We start from the raw sequence: 17,974 nt of genomic DNA on the forward strand, positions 1-17,974 counted from the left end.
TTCGCCGCGATAGAAGGCGATGTCCTGCGCCCCGTTCACGACATGCATCGGCGCGGCGAGACGGTGCGGGTCGTCGGTGATGGGGGTCGTGAACATCGCGAGATAGCCGCGCGCCGCCTCGGCCGTGGCCGCTTCGCGCGCAATCTTGAGCTTGCGCTGTAGCCAGCCTGCGCCATAGCGATTACTGGTGCGTGCGGTGATCGCACGCGCGGCCGCCTCGTCCTCGTCAATCACGGCATTGAGTGCCTTGAGCGCCGCCTCATCGGCGTGAAAGGCCGTTGGAGGCACCGGCGAGAACAGGGTCACGCTCTGGATCCGCGCGGCGGCTTGCAGCGCGATCTTCTGCCCAACCAGACCGGACATCGAGTGCCCGACGAGGTGGAAACGGGAGATCGCGAGGTGATCGGCAGTGCGCAGCACATCGTCGGCGGCTTCCTGCGCCGTGTAGGTGCCGCTCGCTGCGCGCGACCAGCCGTAGCCGCGAAGGTCCATGAAAACCAGCGTGTGGCGGGCGAGGTCGAAATAAGGCAGCGTCGGCTCCCAGTTGACGTGATCGCCAAGCCACTCGTGCATCACCACGCAGACCGCTGGGCCGTTGCCGATGCGGCAGTGGCCGAGCCTCTCGGCTGTCGCCAATTGCGGCGCCGGCCAAAGTGAGGTCGCGGCCGGTGCCGCCGGCTGGGCAGACGCGGGCGCGCTGAGGATCGCGGCGGTGGCGCCAAGCCCCAGCCCCTTCAGGAGATGACGACGCTTCATGTGAGCCTCTTAGAGCAGTTTCGGTGATGTCGAGAACGAAGGACGAGACAAATAGCTGGCAGCCCTGCGGTCGGGAAAATTGATTTCTTCAATCTCCTCATTGATAAATCTCATTTAGACCGCTCTCCCTGGCGCATTCCCCTGCCTCAAGACCTTCCGTCCGGAGTTTCACCATGCCGACCACCCTCGATATCGACACGCTGCGATCCCTGATCGCGATCGTCGATATGAAGAGCTTCTCGCGCGCCGCCGAGCGGCTCGGCCGCTCGCAATCCGCCATCAGTCTCCAGATCGCGCGTCTCGAGGGCCTGGTCGGGCATCCGCTGCTGAAGCGGGCGCGCGGGCGGTTGATCGGCCCGACCGCGCGAGGCGCAGCGCTGGTCGCGCACGCGCGAAAGATCGTCGAGCTCAACGAACGCGCCGTCGCAGCGGTGCGCCAGCCGGCCTCGGGCGAGCGGATCAGGCTCGGCATGCCCGCGGATTTCCTGGAGCGCGATTTTTCCTCCACGCTCGACGAGATTCGCGCGCGCTATCCGCAAGCCCGGCTCTCGCTGCGCACCGACCTGTCAGCGCGGCTCGCCGAGGACATTGACCATGGCAGGCTCGACGTCGCGCTTTTCAAGCGTGCGGCCTCGAATGAAGCTGGCGCTGCGATCGCATTCGAGCCGATGGCGTGGTTCGGTGACGCGGCAACGTCACGCGTGCGGCGCGGCGAGCCGGTCCCGCTGGTGGCGTTCGCGGAAGGATGCGCCTATCGCGACGAGGCCTTGCGAAGTTTGCGCCTGGCGCGGCGCGACTGGACCGTCGCCTGCGAGGCGCGCAGCCTCTCCGCGCTGGTTGGCGCCGTCGAGTCCGGCCTCGGCTATGCCGCCTTGCCGGTCAGACTCGCCGAGCGCAGGTCGCTGAAGCGCGCCGATGGGCTCATGGAGCAGCTGCCGACGCTTAATCCCGTGGAACTCGCGCTCGGCATCGCCGATCATCGCGAGATGCCCTTTGCGCGCGCCATCGGCACGATCATCGCGCAGCGCTGCACGCTTGCTTAGCGGCCGGACGCCCAGCGCGGCGGCTTTGCCCGACGCGCGTTCGCCGCGAAATCATCCAGCAGGTTGCTTCCGCTCACGCGCATCCGAGCGCAGCGGAAGCATTTCGCGCAGCCTGGCGTCACGCAAGTAGATTCCACCCCAAACCAAAACGCCGACGTAAACGCCAAACAGAACGTGCGTGAATAGCGGGTCACCGACCCGCATTTTCACAGCGACCGCGCCGCCCAGGTAACCCGTGAGCATGATGGCGCCCAGCACCGCGGTCTGCGGCGCCGCATATAAGAGCGTGCATGCGAGCAGGATCGCCCCCAATTCGCGGGCGACGTGTTCGCCCCCGAAGCCGAGCTCTGCTTGGGCTTGAAGAACGACCGGCAACGCGAGCAGCTTCATGCTGGCGTCCATCAGCAGAAAAGCGATAGCGAGACCGCTTATCCCCCAACCGACCCGATAGAGCCCAATACCGCTTGACGGCGTTTGAGGCTGGATAGGCATTGCATCTCTCCTGCTGTCGCCTTCGGCGGTGTTCGCGGTCCCACCTTAACCGGGTGTGGCAAGGTAAGTTTTGTACGAAAACGACAGCTGGGCTTCCCTGCGAAGAATCTTCATTGGCGTCTGGCCGATCAGCTGTTTCAGCGAGCGAGTGAGATGCGCCTGGTCGAAGTAGCCAGCATCGTGGACCGCATCGAGGATGCCTTTGCCGTCTCGAAGCAACTCCACGGCGTGGCGGGCGCGTTCGATTTTCCGGAATTGCGCGTGCGTCAGCCCGGTCGCGCGAAGAAAGCGACGTTGAACGGACCTTCGGCCCAGCAGTTGAGGATCACCTTCGATGGCGGCCTGGACGGCGGGTTCGATCGCAACGAGCCCGCGCCTGGCGAGCCTTTCGACGAAAGCCTCGGCGTTCTCGTCGCTCGGGATCTCCCACGCGTGACCCTCCAGCCAAAACCGTCCATCTCTCGTTGTGGGAAGATGCAGACTTTGATGGTCCAGCAGCCGGGCAGTCGGCAAACCTGGGAAGTAGACCCCTACCCTGAAACGGATGGCAACCCATTGACCGTTGGCCGGACAGTCAACGGTTGCTGCCTGCGTGACGGGCCCCCGCAACGTCACCTGCACAAAGCCGTCGAGGCGCGTCACCACCAGTTCCAGGTTTCCCTCGGCCATGGAATGGAACGGTCCGGCACTCGTGCTGTAACTGCGCCAGAGCCGCTCGACGTAGGGCGAGTTCGACGGGCGATCCTCGAATGTCAGAAACATCTGTGCCAACGCGCCCGCCAGGGCTCTTGGTTGTGAGGGAACCGTTGCTCAATGTCGCATCGATTTCCAGGAATTGGAAATAGCGCCTTGTCTCGCGATGGAGGACACCGTCGCAGTTGGCCTCGCTTTTTCGGCATCGTCGCGGCGCGCCTCATCAACTGACGGGGATTGACGGCGTCGGGAAGACACCACGCCCCTGCCCCGCAGCGGTTCCACGATGGGACACATGTACGCGGGTCGCAGGAAAGCCGGGCCGGCCGGCGAAGATGGGCACCATCGTTTCGCCGTAACGATCTGATTCAGCGATGCGCCGAGGGCCCTAATCGGCAAAAGCCGAGACGGCTCGAGATTTTTTGCGCGGTCCGCAACGTTGCCCGCCCATTTCTCGCCGCCATTATCATTCAGCGAACTGCGCGGGGCCGATCTCATGCGGCAATGTTCCCGAAGGTTCCGTGTGATCATCCCGGATTTGCGACAACACGACGTTCTTGTGTCCCGCCGCTCGCTGCTCGGCGGACTTTCGTCCCTCGCCGGCGCGCTCGCGCTCGGTGGATGCGCCGACGTGGGCGCAACGGGCGCACGGTTCGACCCTTCGTCGCTCTCGGCAGACCCGACACTGCTCGTCGCAACCACACGCAAGCCGGTGAATGGCGGGCGCGCCAAGCCCTGGTTCGGACCCGAGCGCGGTTCTGCGATCATGGTCGCAAGGGCGAAGCTGGTGGCGCCGGACGACGGCCGCTTCTCCTTTGCCGCCGTCGGACTGGGCGATTGGCGTCTTGACAAAGTCGAGCCGATGTCGGTCGACGTCACCGATCTTCTGACGGTGACCGGCAGCGGACCGGATGTCCTGACCTACGTGCACGGTTTCAAGCAGACGTTCGAGACATCCGTGCTCGACGCCGCGCGCCTGTCCGATGCCATCAAATTCCGCGGCCGGACGATGGCGTTCTCCTGGCCCTCCAAGGGTGGACTGTTCGACTACGCCTATGACCGCGACAGCGCGATGTGGTCCCGTGACGGCTTCGAACGTGTGCTGTCTTCGACTGTCGCCTCACCCGGGCTCGGTCACGTCCACATCGTCGCGCACAGCATGGGGACGATGCTGACGCTCGAAACCCTGCGTCAGCTCTATGCGCATCTTGGCGACAGCGGCGCGGAGAAGATCGGCGCCGTGATATTCGCCGCGCCCGATATCGACATGGACGTGTTCTCATCGGCGATCAGCCGCATCGGGCCGCTCGCCGGCAAGATCACCGTCATCACCGCAACCGATGATCGCGCGCTGGCGCTGTCAGCGCGGCTGGCCGGCGGGATGACAAGGGTCGGCGCCGCCGAAAAGGCCGCCATCGAGCGGCTTGGCGTGCGCGTAATCGATGCGTCCGATGCGGGCTGGGGTCTCATCAACCACGATCTGTTTCTGTCGAATACGGACGTACAACGGGTGATCCGCCGCTCAATCGAAGCCATGCCCGCGTGACTGTGGCGCTGTCGGTGGCTCGCCTTCTTGGCCGGACATGAGCTTGTGATTATAGCGGCGTCCGTCTTGTGACGGCGGCATCGGAGCTTGGCTGCGCAAGCGGGACCTATAGAATGAGACCGCAGACGTCAGCAGGAGGGGGGTTGGAGCATGCTACGGCTTCGTTGGGTCCTCGTGATGTGCCTGGCGTGCTCGCCTGCGGCAGCGGCCTCCAAGTATTATCTGTTCGACGCGATCAAAAAGCCTTCCTATGCGCGGGCGTTGACGAACCTGCTCGATCATGCCGGCAACCTGCCAGACTGGATCCGGGAAACGCGCAAGACGAAGGGCGATTATGTCGCCTCACCGGGCGCGCCGGCCGTTATCAATGGCAGCACCTACGAGCTATTTTTTGCCTGCAAGCCGCATGATTGTAACGACAACCAACTTGTCATCATGTTTGCGCCGAACGGCATCCAGGCATGGGGCGCGCTCCTGGAAGAAAACAAGCCCATCTCTTATCTCGGCGCACCGAGCGAGGCGCAACAAGCGGCGTTCAAAGAAAATCTGCAACGCTGACCTGTTGCATGCCGATGGTGGCGATCTTGGCGGAGAAAAGTGGCGCGCCCGGAACGATTCGAACGTCCGACCCTCAGATTCGTAGTCTGATGCTCTATCCAGCTGAGCTACGGGCGCGTTTTTCGCTAAATCATTCGGACCCTGAAGGTCCGGTCGCCGCAAAGCCTGTTTGCGGGGCCAGCGAAAGAGCGCACTTGCTACCCGCTCCAAGCGAAATTGGCAAGGTCTGGAACGGGCCGAAAGTGGCGCGAACTCGCCTCTAGGCCCGCGCCCGCTCGTTGCGCACGCTCAAAAGCTCGACCGGCCGGTCCGGAATCGTGATCCGGAAGGTCGCGCCGATGGTTCCTTCGACCAGATGAATTTGCCCGCCATGGGCGCCGACGAGTTCGGCGGCAATCGCCAGCCCCAGCCCGCTGCCGCCGGGCCGGCCCGAGGTCTGGAACGCCTTGAACAGGTTCTCGCGGGTCGCAGGCGGAATGCCGGGACCGGTATCGGACACCTCGATGACGGCGACCGCGCCCTCGCGGCGGCCGGTAATGCGGATCTGCGTCGTGGGCCGGCCTTCCAGCGCCTGCTCGGCATTGCGCACCAGGTTGAGCAGCACGCGGAACATCTGGTCCGGATCGGCATCGACCATCAGCCCGCGCTCGATCGCACTGATCCAGGTGATCGAGGTGTCGATGGCAAGGCCCGCGGATTCGCGCACCTCGGTCACGACCGGCTCGATCGGGATCATGCGGCGATCGGGGGCTGCTTCCTGAGCGCGGCCATAGGACAGCGTCGACTGGCAGAACGCGATCGCGCGCTCCAGCGAACGCATCAGCTTGGGCGCGAAGCGCTGCACGCGCGGATCGGGCACGCTCGCCAGCTGGTCCGACAGCAATTGCGACGAGGCGAGCAGGTTGCGCAGATCGTGGTTGATCTTCGACACCGCAAGGCCGAGCGCGGCGAGCCGGCTCTTTTGATGCAGCATCGAGACGAGGTCGCGCTGCATGTCGGACAGTTCGCGCTCTGCCACGCCGATCTCGTCGCTGCGATTGGAGGGCACGATGATCCGCGCCGAGCTTTCCGGATTTTCGTGGAAGCTGACGAGACTTTCGGTCAGGCGCCGCATCGGCCGCACGAACAGGAAATGCAGCGCGAGATAGACCAGCGCCGCGGTCAAAATCGCAATCGCCAGCGAAACCAGCAGCAGATTGCGGGAAAAGCGATACATCGCCGCCCGCAGCGGCGCCTCGTCGACCACCACCTCGATGAACTGTCCGCCGCCGGGCGGCGGTCCGATGATGCGGATCGCCTGATTGCCGGTCTCGAACATCATCTGAAAGGACGTGACGATCGAGGTCCAGGCCGTGAGCGTGCGCATATCGATGTCGTGATCGATCGCCTGCGGCAACCCGATGCTGGCGAGCAACCGCCGTTGCTGCCCGAGCTTGATCGCAACCGCGCGCGCGCCGATGCTGTCGAGAATCTGCCGCGCCAGCGTTTCCGGCACCATCCCGGAGGGTGCCGCATCCAGAACCAGCGCCGCAGTGTTGGCCGACGCCAGGCGGGCGTTGAGCCGGTTCATCCAGAAGTTCGCCATCGAAGGCACAAAGATCAGCACTTCCGCAATCATCACCAGCGGAATGGTCAACAGCAGCAGCTTGCCCGACAGGCCGAGCCTGCGCGGCAGCCTCGCTTTTGGCGGGGCATTATTTGGCTGGTCGTCGGTCGCAGACGCCATAACTTCCTTCGAAATCTCGGTTTTTCCTATTTGGACCTCGCCTTTGAGGCCGTCAAATAAAGGTTTAAAGACAGGCGTTCCCCGAGAACAGTGACCGTCGCGTCGGACAGGATGTCGGCTCTCCGCCGAAAACCGTCAAGTCCAGCCCCGCAATCAAGCCCGGCCGCGGGCCCTGCCCGAGACAAACGCCTTCCAAGGACGTAATACACCGCAGCCATTGAATTATTCGCGCCAAATGCGCCGTTTCAAAGAAGGCCTGCCCACCCCTTCCGCCACATTGACGACAGGGGGGTCCTCCCTTATAAGCCGCGCCAATTGTGCGCGATGATCCGGCCCAAGGCCGGTCGGCCTTTTTGGGCCGGAACGGGCCCCGCTTGAAGGCCTGCCCACATCGGCGGACATACCTCATTAATCAGGCAAATTGCAGGCTTTGCAGGCAAGTTGTCAGCGGAGAACGACCCGTGAAGCGGACTTATCAACCCTCCAAACTCGTGCGCAAGCGCCGCCATGGCTTCCGCGCCCGCCTCGCCACGGCCGGCGGCCGCAAGGTCCTCGCCGCGCGCCGTGCACGTGGCCGCAAGCGCCTGAGCGCCTGAGTCACCTGAGCCGGGCTCACCTCAAAGAGATCTTCATCATGGATCGGCTACGGCAGCGGGCGGACTTCCTCGCCGTTGCCAATGGCGCGCGGGCGGGAACGACCGCCTTTGTCGTGCAGCGCCGCCGCCGCGATGACGACGGCCCGGTCCGCGTCGGCTTTACCGTCACCAAGAAGAACGGAACCGCGACTGAGCGTAACCGGATCCGGCGCAGGCTCCGCGAATTGGTGAAACGGCTGCCCGCAGTATCGCTGCACCCACACAGTGATTATGTGCTAATCGGCCGACGAGCCGCACTGACATCCGATTTCGCTGACATGCTCGGGGATCTCCGTCAGGCCCTGCACCGCCTCGATCGGCCGATCTCAAAACCGCGTGCGGCACTTCACAAAGAATGACGAGACCCGACCGATGACCGACAATCGCAACACCATCCTCGCCGTCATTCTTTCCGGGCTCGTGCTGCTCGGCTGGCAATATTTCTTCAACATTCCGCAGATGGAAAAGCAGCGCGCCGCACAGCAGGCGCAGCAAAGCCAGACGATCAAGCCGGAAGCCGGCAACTCGGCCGCGCCGCAGGCGAATGCGCCGGCGCCGTCAGCCAATGCACCCGCGCCGGCGCAGTCGAGCCCGGCCGCGCCGGTCAACCGCGAAACCGCGATTGCCGCCACGCCCCGCGTCAAGATCGAGAGCCCTCGCCTTTCGGGGAGCATTTCCCTGAAGGGCGCGCGTATAGACGACCTGTCGCTGACGCAATTCCGCGAAACCGTCGATCCGAATTCGCCGGCGATCGTACTGTTCGAACCGTCAACGACGGCAAGTCCGTATTATGCGGAATTCCTCTGGCTGGCCGGCGGTCCGGGCACAAAGGTCCCCAATTCGGAAACGGTCTGGCAGCAAGAGGACACTGGCAGCCTGACGCCGACCCATCCGATCACGCTGAAATACGACAATGGCGAGGGGCTGACCTTCCGCCGCACCATTGCGATCGACGACCGCTATCTCTTCACGATCAAGGATGACGTGAGCAATGTCGGCAATGCGCCGGTCACGCTCTATCCGTTCGCGTTGATCTCACGCGGCGGCACACCGCCGGTCTCGGGCTACTCCATCCTCCACGAGGGCTTCATCGGCTACCTCAACGGGCTTCAGGAATATACCTACAAGAACGTCGACGATCCCAAGATGGTCCTCGATCAAAACACGCGGGGCGTGGCCTTCAAGAACATCACCAACGGCTGGCTCGGAATTACCGACAAGTACTGGGCGGCGGCGCTTCTGCCTGAGACCACCGCAACGCTCGAGACTGCGCGTTTCTCGACTGGCGGCGCGCTGAAGCGCTATCAGGCCGACTACATGCTGGGCCCGCAGACCATCGCGATCGGCGGCACGGGAACAACCAGCACGCGGCTGTTCGCCGGCGCCAAGGAAGCCAGCGTGGTCGGGATGAATTTTCCGCTGGCAGGCTTCGACGGCTACAACAAGCAGCTCGGCCTCAACCATTTCGATCTGTTGATCGACTGGGGCCACTTCTACTTCATCACCAAGCCGATGTTCCTGGCGCTGGATTTCTTCTTCCACCTGTTCGGCAATTTCGGCATCTCGATCCTCCTGGTGACGGTGCTGGTCAAGCTCGCCTTCTTCCCGCTCGCCAACAAGTCGTACGCCTCGATGGCCAAGATGAAGTCGGTGCAGCCGCAACTGGCCGCGCTGAAGGAGCGCTATCCGGACGACAAGGTGAAGCAGCAGCAGGAGATGATGGAGATCTACAAGAAGGAGAAGATCAACCCGATCGCCGGTTGTCTTCCCGTCGCCTTGCAGATCCCGGTGTTCTTCTCGCTCTACAAGGTGCTGTTCGTCACCATCGAAATGCGGCACGCACCGTTCTATGGCTGGATCAAGGATCTGTCGGCGCCCGACCCGACCAATCTTTTCACGCTGTTCGGCCTCGTGCCTTGGGATCCAACGCAGATTCCGTTGTTCGGACCATATCTCGCGCTCGGGATCTGGCCGATCATCATGGGCATCACGATGTGGTTCCAGTTCAAGCTGAACCCGACCCCGCCCGACCCGACCCAGCAGATGATCTTCGGCTGGATGCCGCTGATCTTCACGTTCATGCTGGCAGGCTTCCCGGCGGGGCTGGTGATCTACTGGGCCTGGAACAACACGCTCTCGGTCTTGCAGCAAAGCCTGATCATGCGCCGCAACGGCGTGAAGGTGGAGCTTTTCGATAATCTGAAGTCGACCTTCGTCTCCAAAAAGGCCGAATCGAAAACCTGAGGCGGGCGGCGGCGCCTCAAGCGCGTCATCGCGAGCGAAGCGATCCAGCCCTTGAACAACGCCTGGATCGCTTCGTCGCCTCGCTCCTCGCGATGACGGAAGTGAGACCCTTCGCATGACCGCCGAGCCCGATGCTGACCTGATCGAGCAGGGCCGCAAGCTCTTCGCCGACGATTTCAAATTCATCTGGGCCTCGCCGTCGATCGAGACGCTGCCGCCGATGGCCGGTGTGGAGATCGCCTTTGCCGGCCGCTCCAATGTCGGCAAGTCGAGCCTCATCAATGCGCTCACCGGCCGCAACGCGCTGGCGCGAACCTCGAGCACGCCGGGCCGCACCCAGGAACTGATCTTCTTCGACGGCCCCGGCCACGCCGGCCTGCGGCTGGTCGACATGCCCGGCTATGGCTTCGCGTCAGCCCCCAAGACCAAGATCGCCTCGTGGACCGAGTTGATCCGCAAATACCTTCAAGGCCGCAGCAATCTCGCCCGGGTCTATGTGCTGATCGATGCCCGGCACGGCCTGAAAGACGTCGATCTCGACGTGCTCAAGACGCTCGATCGGTCGGCGGTCAGCTATCAGGTGATCCTGACCAAAGCCGATCAGGTCAAACCCGCCGAACTCGCAAGCCGCATCGGCGACATCAGGGCCACGCTTGCAAAACATCCGGCCGCTTTCCCGGACGTGCTTGCGACCTCTTCGGAAACGGGTGCGGGGATGGCCGAACTGCGCGCGGCGATGGTGCGCCTATTGGAGGAGCGATAGTGCCGCCTATTTGAAGTTCCTGCAGCGCAAGCGGCAAAACTGGGTTCAGGAACTTCAAATAGAAAGCGGCACTAGAACTGATGAGTTAGGTAGTGCCCATGACTTTCCGAAGTTCGCGAAAGGTGGGCGCTGAGGCGGTGCACGAACTTCGGAAAGTGGCACTAGCATGAGAGAGCTTCCCCTGTTTCGCATTCTTGTCATTCTCGCTGGTATCATGGGCGCCGACGGCGTGATCCTGGCGGCGCTTGCGACCCATCAGGCCGACGCAACACGACTCGCGCCTGCCTCGTCAATGCTGCTGGTTCACGCGATCGCCGTGCTCGCGGCGGTAGCCTTGACGGAGCGTGGCATCGTTGCGGTCAAAGGCGGGCTCGTTGCCGCTTTCGGCTTTGTCATCGCATCGGCGTTGTTCGCCGGCGATCTCAGCTTGCGGCACTTTGCCGGGCACGCGCTTTTCCCGATGGCCGCGCCGACCGGCGGCACGCTGCTGATCGTGAGCTGGCTGGTCCTGGCGATTGCGGCGGCGTGGCCGCGGCGTTGAGAGGCTTTCGTGTCCCGGACGTGGGAGCAGCGTGAAACGCTGCCCCGCAGAGCCGGGACCGAGACTATTAAATAGGCCCCGGATCAGCAGCGCATCGCTAACGCGCTGCACTGCGTCCGGGGCACGAGAAAACCCCGCACAAACCTCGCTTTGCGCCGCGCCCGGCAATCGGTTAGAACCCGCAACCATATCCGAAAGCCGCGAGACCCGCTTCATGACCGACGCGTCCAATATCACTCCGCTCGATCAGGCCCGCATCCTGTCGGAAGCGCTGCCGCACATGCAGGAATATGACGATGAAACCATCGTCATCAAATATGGCGGCCATGCCATGGGCGCCGAAGACGTCGCCAAGGCATTCGCGCGCGACATCGTTCTCCTGGAGCAGACCGCGATCAATCCGGTGGTCGTGCATGGCGGCGGGCCGCAGATCGCGACCATGCTGAAGCGCCTCGGCATTCAATCGGAATTCGCCGCGGGCCTGCGCATCACCGACGCCGCGACCATCGAGATCGTCGAGATGGTGCTGGCAGGTTCGATCAACAAGCAGCTGGTCGGCTATATCAACGAAGCCGGCGGCAAGGCCGTCGGCCTCTGCGGCAAGGACGGCAACATGGTGACGGCGTCGAAGGCGACGCGGACCATGGTCGATCCGGATTCGCATATCGAAAAGGTCGTCGATCTCGGTTTCGTCGGCGAGCCGGAGAAGGTCGATCTCACGCTGCTCAACCAGATCATCGGCTATGAGCTGATCCCAGTGCTGGCGCCGCTTGCGACCTCCAAGTCGGGCCAGACTTTCAACGTCAACGCCGACACCTTTGCCGGTGCCGTTGCCGGCGCCCTGAAAGCCAAACGGCTGTTGCTGCTCACCGACGTGCCCGGCGTGCTCGACAAATCGAAGAAGCTGATCCCGGATCTTTCCATAAAGGATGCGCACAAGCTGATCGCGGACGGCACGATCTCGGGCGGCATGATTCCGAAAGTCGAGACCTGCATCTATGCGCTCGAACAGGGAGTGCAGGGCGTCGTCATCATCGACGGCAAGCAGCCGCACGCGGTGCTGCTCGAACTCTTCACCAACCAGGGCACGGGAACGCTGATCCACAAGTGATGATGAAGGCGGCGACGCAGAAGAAGGCCGTCATGGCCGGATTTATTCCGGCCATCCACGTCTTCTCTGCTGCCATAGCACTGCTGATCTCGTTGTCGGCACCCGCGTCAGCCGACCTGAAAATCTGCAACCGCATGAGTTACGTGGTCGAGGCGGCGATCGGCATCGACGACAAATCCGCAACAGCGACCCGTGGCTGGTTTCGCATCGATCCGGCCGCGTGCCGCGTGGTCCTGCAGGGAACGATGACGGCGGACCGTATTCTGCTCAATGCCCGGGCGCTTGGCGTTTACGGGACCTCGCCGCTGCCGCAAAACGGCAGCGACACGCTTTGCGTGGCTCCCGACAATTTCGTCATCGCCGCCGCTCGTCAGTGCCGGCCCGGACAGACGCCGGCGCCTTTTACCCAGATCAACCCGACCAAGGCAGATGACGGCAACCTCATCGCCTATCTTGCCGAGGACAGCGAGTACGACGACGATCAGGCGCGGCTTGCCGGCATTCAGCGGCTGCTCGTGATCGCGGGCTTCGATGCCTCTCCCATCGACGGCGTCGACGGTCCGAAGACGCAAGCGGCACTCGCGGCGTTTCTGAAGAGCCGCGGACTGTCGGCGGATTTCGCGCAGTCACCGAATTTTTTCACCACTATGGTTGAAGCCGTGCAAGCACCCTCCTCGACGGGCCTTACCTGGTGCAACGACACACCGCACAAAGTGATGGCCGCGGTCGGCACCGACGACGGCAAGACGGTGACGAGCCGCGGCTGGTATCGCATCGAGCCCGGCAAATGCCTGCATCCCGATGTGACCGGCCAACCCAAGCGTATCTTCAGCTTTGCCGAAGCCGTCGATGCCGAAAACCGCACCGTCCGCTTCAAGGACAAGCCGCTGAACTGGGGCGGCGAGATGCCGCTTTGCACGCGGGAGAGCAAATTCGAGGTCAGCGAGCAGGGCGAATGCGGCAACCGCGGTCTGTCGACGACGGGATTTGCCATCGTTGATCTCTCAAGCGGCGGCAAGACGCTGCGCTTTGCGATGCCGTGATGACCACAAAACGCGCCTTTACCCATATCGACACCTGGGTGTTCGATCTCGACAACACGCTCTACCCGCACCACGTCAACCTGTGGCAGCAGGTGGACCAGCGGATCGGCGAATTCATCGGCGCGTACCTGAAAATTTCCCCCGAGCAAGCCCGCATCATCCAGAAGGACTATTACCGCCGCTACGGCACCAGCATGCGCGGCATGATGACCGAGCACGGCGTGCATGCCGACGACTACCTCGCTTATGTGCATCAGATCGATCACTCGCCGCTTGAGCCAAATCCGGAGATGGGCGTTGCGATCGCCAAATTGCCGGGCCGGAAGCTGATCCTGACCAACGGCTCGACCGATCACGCCGGGGCCGTTCTGGCGCGGCTTGGCTTGGCTACCCATTTCGAGGCGGTGTTCGATATCATCGCGGCCGAACTCGAACCGAAGCCGGCGCCGCAGACTTACCAGAAATTCCTCAACCGACACGCGGTCGATCCCACTAAAGCTGCGATGTTCGAGGATCTCGCGCGTAATCTGTTGGTCCCGCACGAACTCGGCATGACCACCGTGCTTGTCGTGCCCGACGGCACACAGGAAGTCGTGCGCGAGGACTGGGAGCTGGATGGCCGCGACGATCCTTATGTGGATCACGTCACCGACAATCTGACCGTGTTTTTGCAAGGGCTGGTGAAGGGCTGACGCCACACTTTCTTCCCCTCTCCCCTTGCGGGAGAGGGTGGTTTCGAGCGACAGCGAGAAACCGGGTGGGGGGTCGCGATCTCGAACAAGGAAACGCCCCCTCACCCGGCTCGCATCTGTCGATGCTCGCCACCCTCTCCGGCAAGGGGAGAGGGTACGAAGCGCGCCTTGACTCTCCCCCCTCAAATTCCGAAAAAGCCGCTTCCAACCGCCCTTCCCAAGGAAACACGATGTCCGCTGCCGCCCTCGAATCCACCATCAACGCCGCGTTCGACGCCCGCGAAGGCATTTCTTCCGCCACCAACGGCGAAGTCCGCGAGGCCGTCGATCACGCGCTCGACCTGCTCGACAAAGGCGAAGCGCGCGTCGCCGAACGCGAGGGAAACGGCAAATGGAAGGTGCATCAGTGGCTGAAGAAGGCGGTGCTGCTGTCGTTCCGCCTCAACGACATGGCCGCGATATCGGGCGGCCCGGGCAAGGCGTCGTGGTGGGACAAGGTGCCGTCGAAATTCGACGGCTGGGGCGAGAACCGCTTTCGCGACGCCGGCTTCCGCGCCGTTCCCGGCGCCATCGTTCGTCGCTCGGCCTTCATCGCGCGCAACGTTGTGCTGATGCCGTCCTTCGTCAATCTCGGCGCCTATGTCGATGAAGCGACCATGATCGACACATGGTCGACGGTCGGCTCCTGCGCCCAGATCGGCAAGCGGGTGCACATCTCCGGCGGTGTCGGCATCGGCGGCGTACTGGAGCCGTTGCAGGCCGAACCCGTGATCGTCGAGGACGATTGCTTCATCGGCGCGCGTTCGGAAGTGGCCGAAGGCGTGATCTTGCGCAAGGGCGCGGTGCTGGCGATGGGCGTATTCCTCGGCGCCTCCACCAAGATCGTCGACCGCGAGACCGGCGAGACTTTCGTCGGCGAGGTTCCGGAATATGCCGTCGTGGTGCCCGGCACCTTGCCGGCCAAACCGCTGAAAAACGGCCAGCCAGGCCCGGCGACGGCCTGCGCCGTCATCGTCAAACGGGTTGACGAGCGCACCCGCGCCAAGACCAGCATCAACGAGTTGCTGCGGGACTAACGCTGCCATCGCAGTCGAACCCAGACTACTCTAGTTCCGACCAATAGCCGGAGCGCGTACGGCCGCTCCGGGAGGTCGTCGATGGACTGGCGCGGATTTCAAATCAGCCTTGATGGCGCTTTCGATCGCGCCCGCGCCTGGTTCGTTCCGCTTGCCCATGTTTGCTGGATGAGCGTGCCGGTCGCGATGGTCGCATCGGGCAACCATATCGCAGCGTCCGTCTCGATCGATTTCGTCGCGTTCCGCGAATGGATGCGGGACACCGGCAGAAGTGCCTGGTGGATCGTGCCCTTCTTCGTCCTTCCCGCCGCTATCATCGTTTTCACGAACCCAGAGCAGAATTCCATCGTTGCCGTGACACTGCGGGTCGTCGCGGCGGGACTCTATTTCTGGGGCTTCGCCGAGATGAGCGGCTTGCGCCGGCTAGCGGGCAGCATGCAACCTTGCTCCGCGGCTACTCGCCACACCGGTCCGAACCCTTCACGCACCTGATCCGACTAACCATCGAGCTGTGGCGCTCGGCCGCGGCCCGGGAGGCTTGCGATGGCTTGGCTTTGGTTACTCTTCAGCTTCAAGGGCCGCGTCGGCCGCGCCCGATACCTCGTGGTCGAGCTCGCCCTCCTTGCCCTCTGGTTGCTGCTCTGGCTGAAACTGCGGCTTTATTCGTCCGCGCAGTGGGAGCACTGGCTTGCCGCGATTCCGATGCTTTGGGTCAACCTTGCCGTCACAGCCAAGCGCTTGCATGACCGCGACCGCAGCGGCTGGTGGGCGGTTGCGGTGTTTGCCGTCAATCGCCTGTCCTATCTGTATTACGGTCTGTTCTTCGGTCTCGCATTCGGCGTCGATCTCTCGGCTGCCACGCAATTGCTGCTGGTGATGTCAGCCATTATTCTCTCCCTTTTGCAAACCTGGGTCGTCATCGAGCTGTTTTTCCTGAGCGGTTCCGATGGCCCAAACCGATTTGGACCGGATCCCACAGCGACGCCCGATTCGCCGATTGACCTGCGCCCGCAGCCGACCGGCATTCCGGACTTTCTGGTCTCTCGTCATTGATTCCTGGCCGCAATCGGCCGTCTCAGCCGGGCTCCTGAACCAGATCCTGGCTCGAACCCGAGGCTCCCTCCTGGCGACTAATCCCCAAGCCGCAGGCCTGTCCCCTGCGGGGTGGAGGACTGCGATGGACTGGGTCTGGTTTCTGTTCGAATTCGATGGCCGCATCAACCGGGCCAAGATGTGGCTGGCGATGCTGGTCATCGTCTGCTGGATGGCGTTCCTGGCCATGCTGATTCTGTTCGTCGATCAGCTGTTCGGCAACCCTGTCAAATCCATTCATTTCAACGTCAACGACATTTTCAAGTTTGTCGATCCCGCGGTGCTGCGCAATGCAATCGCGCGGGTACGCGAGGGCAAGGAGGCCTCTCCCGCTCATCTCGTTCTGGCCTTTTGCCACGCCGCCGGCACGCTGATCTTCGCCTGGGTCTACCTCGCAACCGCAGTCAAGCGGCTGCACGACCGCGACAAGAGCGGGTGGTGGGCGCTGCCCTATCTCGTCGTCCCCGGCCTTTACACCCAGTTTCAGGACCGGTTGCCCGATGCCGATTGGTTGCTTCCTCTCCCGTGGGCCGGGGTCCTTCTGATGATCGCCGGCTTTGTCGAGCTCTTCTGCCTGCGGGGGACACGATGGACCAACCGCTTCGGACCCAATCCATTGCCCAAGGCGCAGACACGGCCGCGCAGCTCAAGCGGTGGCAGCTCCAGCTGGAATCAGACCGACGCAATTGAATTTGTCCCGCACCAAGCTAGCCCGTTGCCGGGCATGCGTGTTAAGCGGGGGCATGACTGATGCCCTCTCGATTGCCCGCGACCTCGTCCGCTGTCCCTCGATAACCCCGGCCGATGCCGGCGCCCTCGGCGTTCTGGAAAAGCTCCTCAAAGCTGCTGGATTTGAAACCCACCGCGTCACCTTCAGCGAAGCCGGCGCAGCCGATATCGACAATCTCTATGCGCGCATCGGCAGCGAAGCGCCGCACATCTCCTTCGCCGGTCATACCGACGTGGTACCGCCCGGCGACGAGGCGGCCTGGAGCGTCGGCGCCTTTTCCGGCGAGGTGAAAGACGGTTTTCTTTACGGCCGCGGCACCGTCGACATGAAAGGCGGCATTGCCTGCAGCGCCGCCGCGGTGCTGCAATATCTCAGCCAGCACGGCGGCAAGCTCAAAGGTTCGATCTCGTTTCTGATCACGGGCGACGAGGAAGATGTTGCCGTCAACGGCACGATCAAGCTGCTGCGATGGGCTGCCGCGCGTGGCGAAAAATTCGACCATTGCGTGTTGGGCGAGCCTTCGAATGTCGAGACGCTCGGCGATTGCATCAAGATCGGCCGCCGCGGCTCACAGTCCGGCACGCTTTACGTCGACGGCGTTCAGGGCCACGTCGCCTATCCGCATCGCGCCTCAAATCCAGTGCCGGATATTTCGCGCCTGATCGTGGCGCTGAGCGACGAACCTCTCGATCAGGGCAGCGCACAGTTCCAGCCCTCAAACCTTGAATTCACCTCGGTCGATGTCGGCAACGCCGCCAGCAACGTGATACCCGGTCAGGCGCGCGCGAAGTTCAACATCCGTTTCAACGATCTGCACACGCAAGCCACATTGCGCGAACTGGTAGAGGCGCGTCTTGCCAAGGCCACCGGCAACCGCATCAAGGCGCACATCGTGTGGGAGCCGTCGAACTCGAACGTGTTCGTCACCAAGCCCGGCGCGTTTACCGACCTCGCCATTGCGGCGATCGAGAACGTCACCGGCCGCAAGCCGGAATTGTCGACCTCCGGCGGCACCTCGGACGCGCGCTTCATCTCGCAGTACTGCCCGGTGATCGAGTTCGGCCTGGTTGGCCAAACCATGCACCAGATCGACGAGCGCGCATCGGTTGCCGACATCGAGAAGCTGACGCTGATCTATCGCGGGATACTGGAGAGGTATTTCGGCTAAACCCGCTGGAGAATTCCGGGCTACGCCTGGATGTCGGCGAAAAATGATTTGCCGATGTCGGTTCG

The 17,974-nt window shown here is 63.0% G+C and carries 20 protein-coding genes and 1 tRNA gene; 16 read left to right on the forward strand and 5 right to left on the reverse strand.

The window, feature by feature from the left end:
• The coding region (locus VFB05_RS09585) for an alpha/beta hydrolase (protein WP_325011444.1) at positions 1-756 on the reverse strand (756 nt) is incomplete at its 3' end.
• A 173-nt stretch (positions 757-929) separates the two neighbouring features.
• On the opposite strand from VFB05_RS09585, the gene VFB05_RS09590 reads away from it, so the two are divergent.
• Complete coding sequence (locus VFB05_RS09590; RefSeq protein WP_325011446.1) at positions 930-1,799, forward strand: LysR substrate-binding domain-containing protein; 870 nt, start codon at positions 930-932, stop codon at positions 1,797-1,799.
• A gap of 51 nt (positions 1,800-1,850) precedes the next feature.
• On the opposite strand, the gene VFB05_RS09595 is transcribed toward VFB05_RS09590, so the two are convergent.
• Both VFB05_RS09595 and VFB05_RS09600 read right to left on the reverse strand, forming a co-directional pair.
• On the reverse strand, positions 1,851-2,291 hold the full coding sequence (locus VFB05_RS09595) for a DoxX family protein (RefSeq protein ID WP_325011448.1): 441 nt from the start codon (positions 2,289-2,291) through the stop codon (positions 1,851-1,853).
• Between the two features lie 45 nt (positions 2,292-2,336).
• The gene (locus VFB05_RS09600) at positions 2,337-3,053 is read right to left on the reverse strand and encodes a helix-turn-helix domain-containing protein (protein WP_325011592.1); all 717 of its coding nucleotides are present in this window, start codon (positions 3,051-3,053) and stop codon (positions 2,337-2,339) included.
• A gap of 490 nt (positions 3,054-3,543) precedes the next feature.
• Between VFB05_RS09600 and VFB05_RS09605 the strand changes: the two genes are divergently transcribed.
• Complete coding sequence (locus VFB05_RS09605) at positions 3,544-4,530, forward strand: alpha/beta hydrolase (protein WP_325011450.1); 987 nt, start codon at positions 3,544-3,546, stop codon at positions 4,528-4,530.
• 177 nt (positions 4,531-4,707) lie between these two features.
• A complete protein-coding gene (locus VFB05_RS09610; RefSeq protein WP_325011594.1) occupies positions 4,708-5,088 on the forward strand; it encodes an Ivy family c-type lysozyme inhibitor in 381 nt (126 codons plus the stop codon).
• Positions 5,089-5,128: 40 nt separating this feature from the next.
• Here the strand turns inward: VFB05_RS09610 and VFB05_RS09615 are convergent.
• Together VFB05_RS09615 and VFB05_RS09620 are read right to left on the reverse strand one after the other, a co-directional pair.
• Positions 5,129-5,205 (reverse strand) — tRNA-Arg (locus VFB05_RS09615).
• Positions 5,206-5,347: 142 nt separating this feature from the next.
• Positions 5,348-6,814 (reverse strand): HAMP domain-containing sensor histidine kinase, encoded by a 1,467-nt coding sequence (locus tag VFB05_RS09620; RefSeq protein WP_325011452.1) that lies wholly within the window; start codon positions 6,812-6,814, stop codon positions 5,348-5,350.
• Between the two features lie 461 nt (positions 6,815-7,275).
• Between VFB05_RS09620 and rpmH the strand changes: the two genes are divergently transcribed.
• From rpmH to dapE, 13 genes are all read left to right on the forward strand, one after another.
• Positions 7,276-7,410, forward strand: coding sequence for a 50S ribosomal protein L34 (rpmH, locus tag VFB05_RS09625; RefSeq protein WP_008542748.1), 135 nt, complete (start codon positions 7,276-7,278; stop codon positions 7,408-7,410).
• Positions 7,411-7,448: 38 nt separating this feature from the next.
• Complete coding sequence (rnpA, locus tag VFB05_RS09630) at positions 7,449-7,808, forward strand: ribonuclease P protein component (RefSeq protein WP_325011536.1); 360 nt, start codon at positions 7,449-7,451, stop codon at positions 7,806-7,808.
• 13 nt (positions 7,809-7,821) lie between these two features.
• Complete coding sequence (yidC, locus tag VFB05_RS09635; protein WP_325011538.1) at positions 7,822-9,693, forward strand: membrane protein insertase YidC; 1,872 nt, start codon at positions 7,822-7,824, stop codon at positions 9,691-9,693.
• 115 nt (positions 9,694-9,808) lie between these two features.
• Positions 9,809-10,456, forward strand: a complete 648-nt coding sequence (gene yihA / locus VFB05_RS09640; protein ID WP_325011540.1) for a ribosome biogenesis GTP-binding protein YihA/YsxC — start codon at positions 9,809-9,811, stop codon at positions 10,454-10,456.
• A gap of 166 nt (positions 10,457-10,622) precedes the next feature.
• Complete coding sequence (locus VFB05_RS09645; protein ID WP_325011542.1) at positions 10,623-10,997, forward strand: DUF423 domain-containing protein; 375 nt, start codon at positions 10,623-10,625, stop codon at positions 10,995-10,997.
• Between the two features lie 214 nt (positions 10,998-11,211).
• Entirely contained in the window at positions 11,212-12,108 is an 897-nt protein-coding gene (argB, locus tag VFB05_RS09650) for an acetylglutamate kinase (RefSeq protein ID WP_325011545.1), read from the forward strand.
• A gap of 32 nt (positions 12,109-12,140) precedes the next feature.
• Positions 12,141-13,151 carry a DUF1036 domain-containing protein gene (locus VFB05_RS09655; protein ID WP_325011547.1) on the forward strand — a complete coding sequence of 337 codons (1,011 nt, stop codon included), beginning with the start codon at positions 12,141-12,143 and terminating at the stop codon, positions 13,149-13,151.
• Positions 13,151-13,843, forward strand: coding sequence for a pyrimidine 5'-nucleotidase (locus VFB05_RS09660; RefSeq protein ID WP_325011549.1), 693 nt, complete (start codon positions 13,151-13,153; stop codon positions 13,841-13,843). The genes VFB05_RS09655 and VFB05_RS09660 overlap by 1 nt, the downstream gene beginning before the upstream one ends.
• A 230-nt stretch (positions 13,844-14,073) precedes the next feature.
• Positions 14,074-14,919, forward strand: coding sequence for a 2,3,4,5-tetrahydropyridine-2,6-dicarboxylate N-succinyltransferase (dapD, locus tag VFB05_RS09665; RefSeq protein WP_325011551.1), 846 nt, complete (start codon positions 14,074-14,076; stop codon positions 14,917-14,919).
• An 81-nt stretch (positions 14,920-15,000) separates the two neighbouring features.
• Positions 15,001-15,411, forward strand: a complete 411-nt coding sequence (locus VFB05_RS09670) for a hypothetical protein (protein WP_325011553.1) — start codon at positions 15,001-15,003, stop codon at positions 15,409-15,411.
• Positions 15,412-15,462: 51 nt separating this feature from the next.
• Positions 15,463-15,972 (forward strand): DUF805 domain-containing protein, encoded by a 510-nt coding sequence (locus VFB05_RS09675; RefSeq protein ID WP_325011555.1) that lies wholly within the window; start codon positions 15,463-15,465, stop codon positions 15,970-15,972.
• A 124-nt stretch (positions 15,973-16,096) separates the two neighbouring features.
• Positions 16,097-16,762: a DUF805 domain-containing protein gene (locus VFB05_RS09680; protein WP_325011557.1), complete on the forward strand. Its 666-nt coding sequence runs from the start codon at positions 16,097-16,099 to the stop codon at positions 16,760-16,762.
• Positions 16,755-17,909: a succinyl-diaminopimelate desuccinylase gene (gene dapE / locus VFB05_RS09685; protein ID WP_325011559.1), complete on the forward strand. Its 1,155-nt coding sequence runs from the start codon at positions 16,755-16,757 to the stop codon at positions 17,907-17,909. The genes VFB05_RS09680 and dapE overlap by 8 nt, the downstream gene beginning before the upstream one ends.
• Positions 17,910-17,974: the final 65 nt, after the last annotated feature.

Source organism: Bradyrhizobium sp. (assembly GCF_035652035.1).
GTDB lineage: Bacteria > Pseudomonadota > Alphaproteobacteria > Rhizobiales > Xanthobacteraceae > Bradyrhizobium.

Coding starts and splice junctions, on each gene's coding strand:
- VFB05_RS09590 (WP_325011446.1), top strand. CDS start 930: ATGCCGACCACCCTCGATATCGACACGCTGCGATCCCTGATCGCGATC.
- yidC (WP_325011538.1), top strand. CDS start 7,822: ATGACCGACAATCGCAACACCATCCTCGCCGTCATTCTTTCCGGGCTC.
- VFB05_RS09595 (WP_325011448.1), bottom strand. CDS start 2,291: ATGCCTATCCAGCCTCAAACGCCGTCAAGCGGTATTGGGCTCTATCGG.
- VFB05_RS09680 (WP_325011557.1), top strand. CDS start 16,097: ATGGACTGGGTCTGGTTTCTGTTCGAATTCGATGGCCGCATCAACCGG.
- VFB05_RS09645 (WP_325011542.1), top strand. CDS start 10,623: ATGAGAGAGCTTCCCCTGTTTCGCATTCTTGTCATTCTCGCTGGTATC.
- dapD (WP_325011551.1), top strand. CDS start 14,074: ATGTCCGCTGCCGCCCTCGAATCCACCATCAACGCCGCGTTCGACGCC.
- VFB05_RS09655 (WP_325011547.1), top strand. CDS start 12,141: ATGGCCGGATTTATTCCGGCCATCCACGTCTTCTCTGCTGCCATAGCA.
- VFB05_RS09600 (WP_325011592.1), bottom strand. CDS start 3,053: ATGTTTCTGACATTCGAGGATCGCCCGTCGAACTCGCCCTACGTCGAG.
- dapE (WP_325011559.1), top strand. CDS start 16,755: ATGACTGATGCCCTCTCGATTGCCCGCGACCTCGTCCGCTGTCCCTCG.
- VFB05_RS09675 (WP_325011555.1), top strand. CDS start 15,463: ATGGCTTGGCTTTGGTTACTCTTCAGCTTCAAGGGCCGCGTCGGCCGC.
- rnpA (WP_325011536.1), top strand. CDS start 7,449: ATGGATCGGCTACGGCAGCGGGCGGACTTCCTCGCCGTTGCCAATGGC.
- VFB05_RS09670 (WP_325011553.1), top strand. CDS start 15,001: ATGGACTGGCGCGGATTTCAAATCAGCCTTGATGGCGCTTTCGATCGC.
- argB (WP_325011545.1), top strand. CDS start 11,212: ATGACCGACGCGTCCAATATCACTCCGCTCGATCAGGCCCGCATCCTG.
- VFB05_RS09660 (WP_325011549.1), top strand. CDS start 13,151: ATGACCACAAAACGCGCCTTTACCCATATCGACACCTGGGTGTTCGAT.
- VFB05_RS09610 (WP_325011594.1), top strand. CDS start 4,708: ATGTGCCTGGCGTGCTCGCCTGCGGCAGCGGCCTCCAAGTATTATCTG.
- yihA (WP_325011540.1), top strand. CDS start 9,809: ATGACCGCCGAGCCCGATGCTGACCTGATCGAGCAGGGCCGCAAGCTC.
- VFB05_RS09620 (WP_325011452.1), bottom strand. CDS start 6,814: ATGGCGTCTGCGACCGACGACCAGCCAAATAATGCCCCGCCAAAAGCG.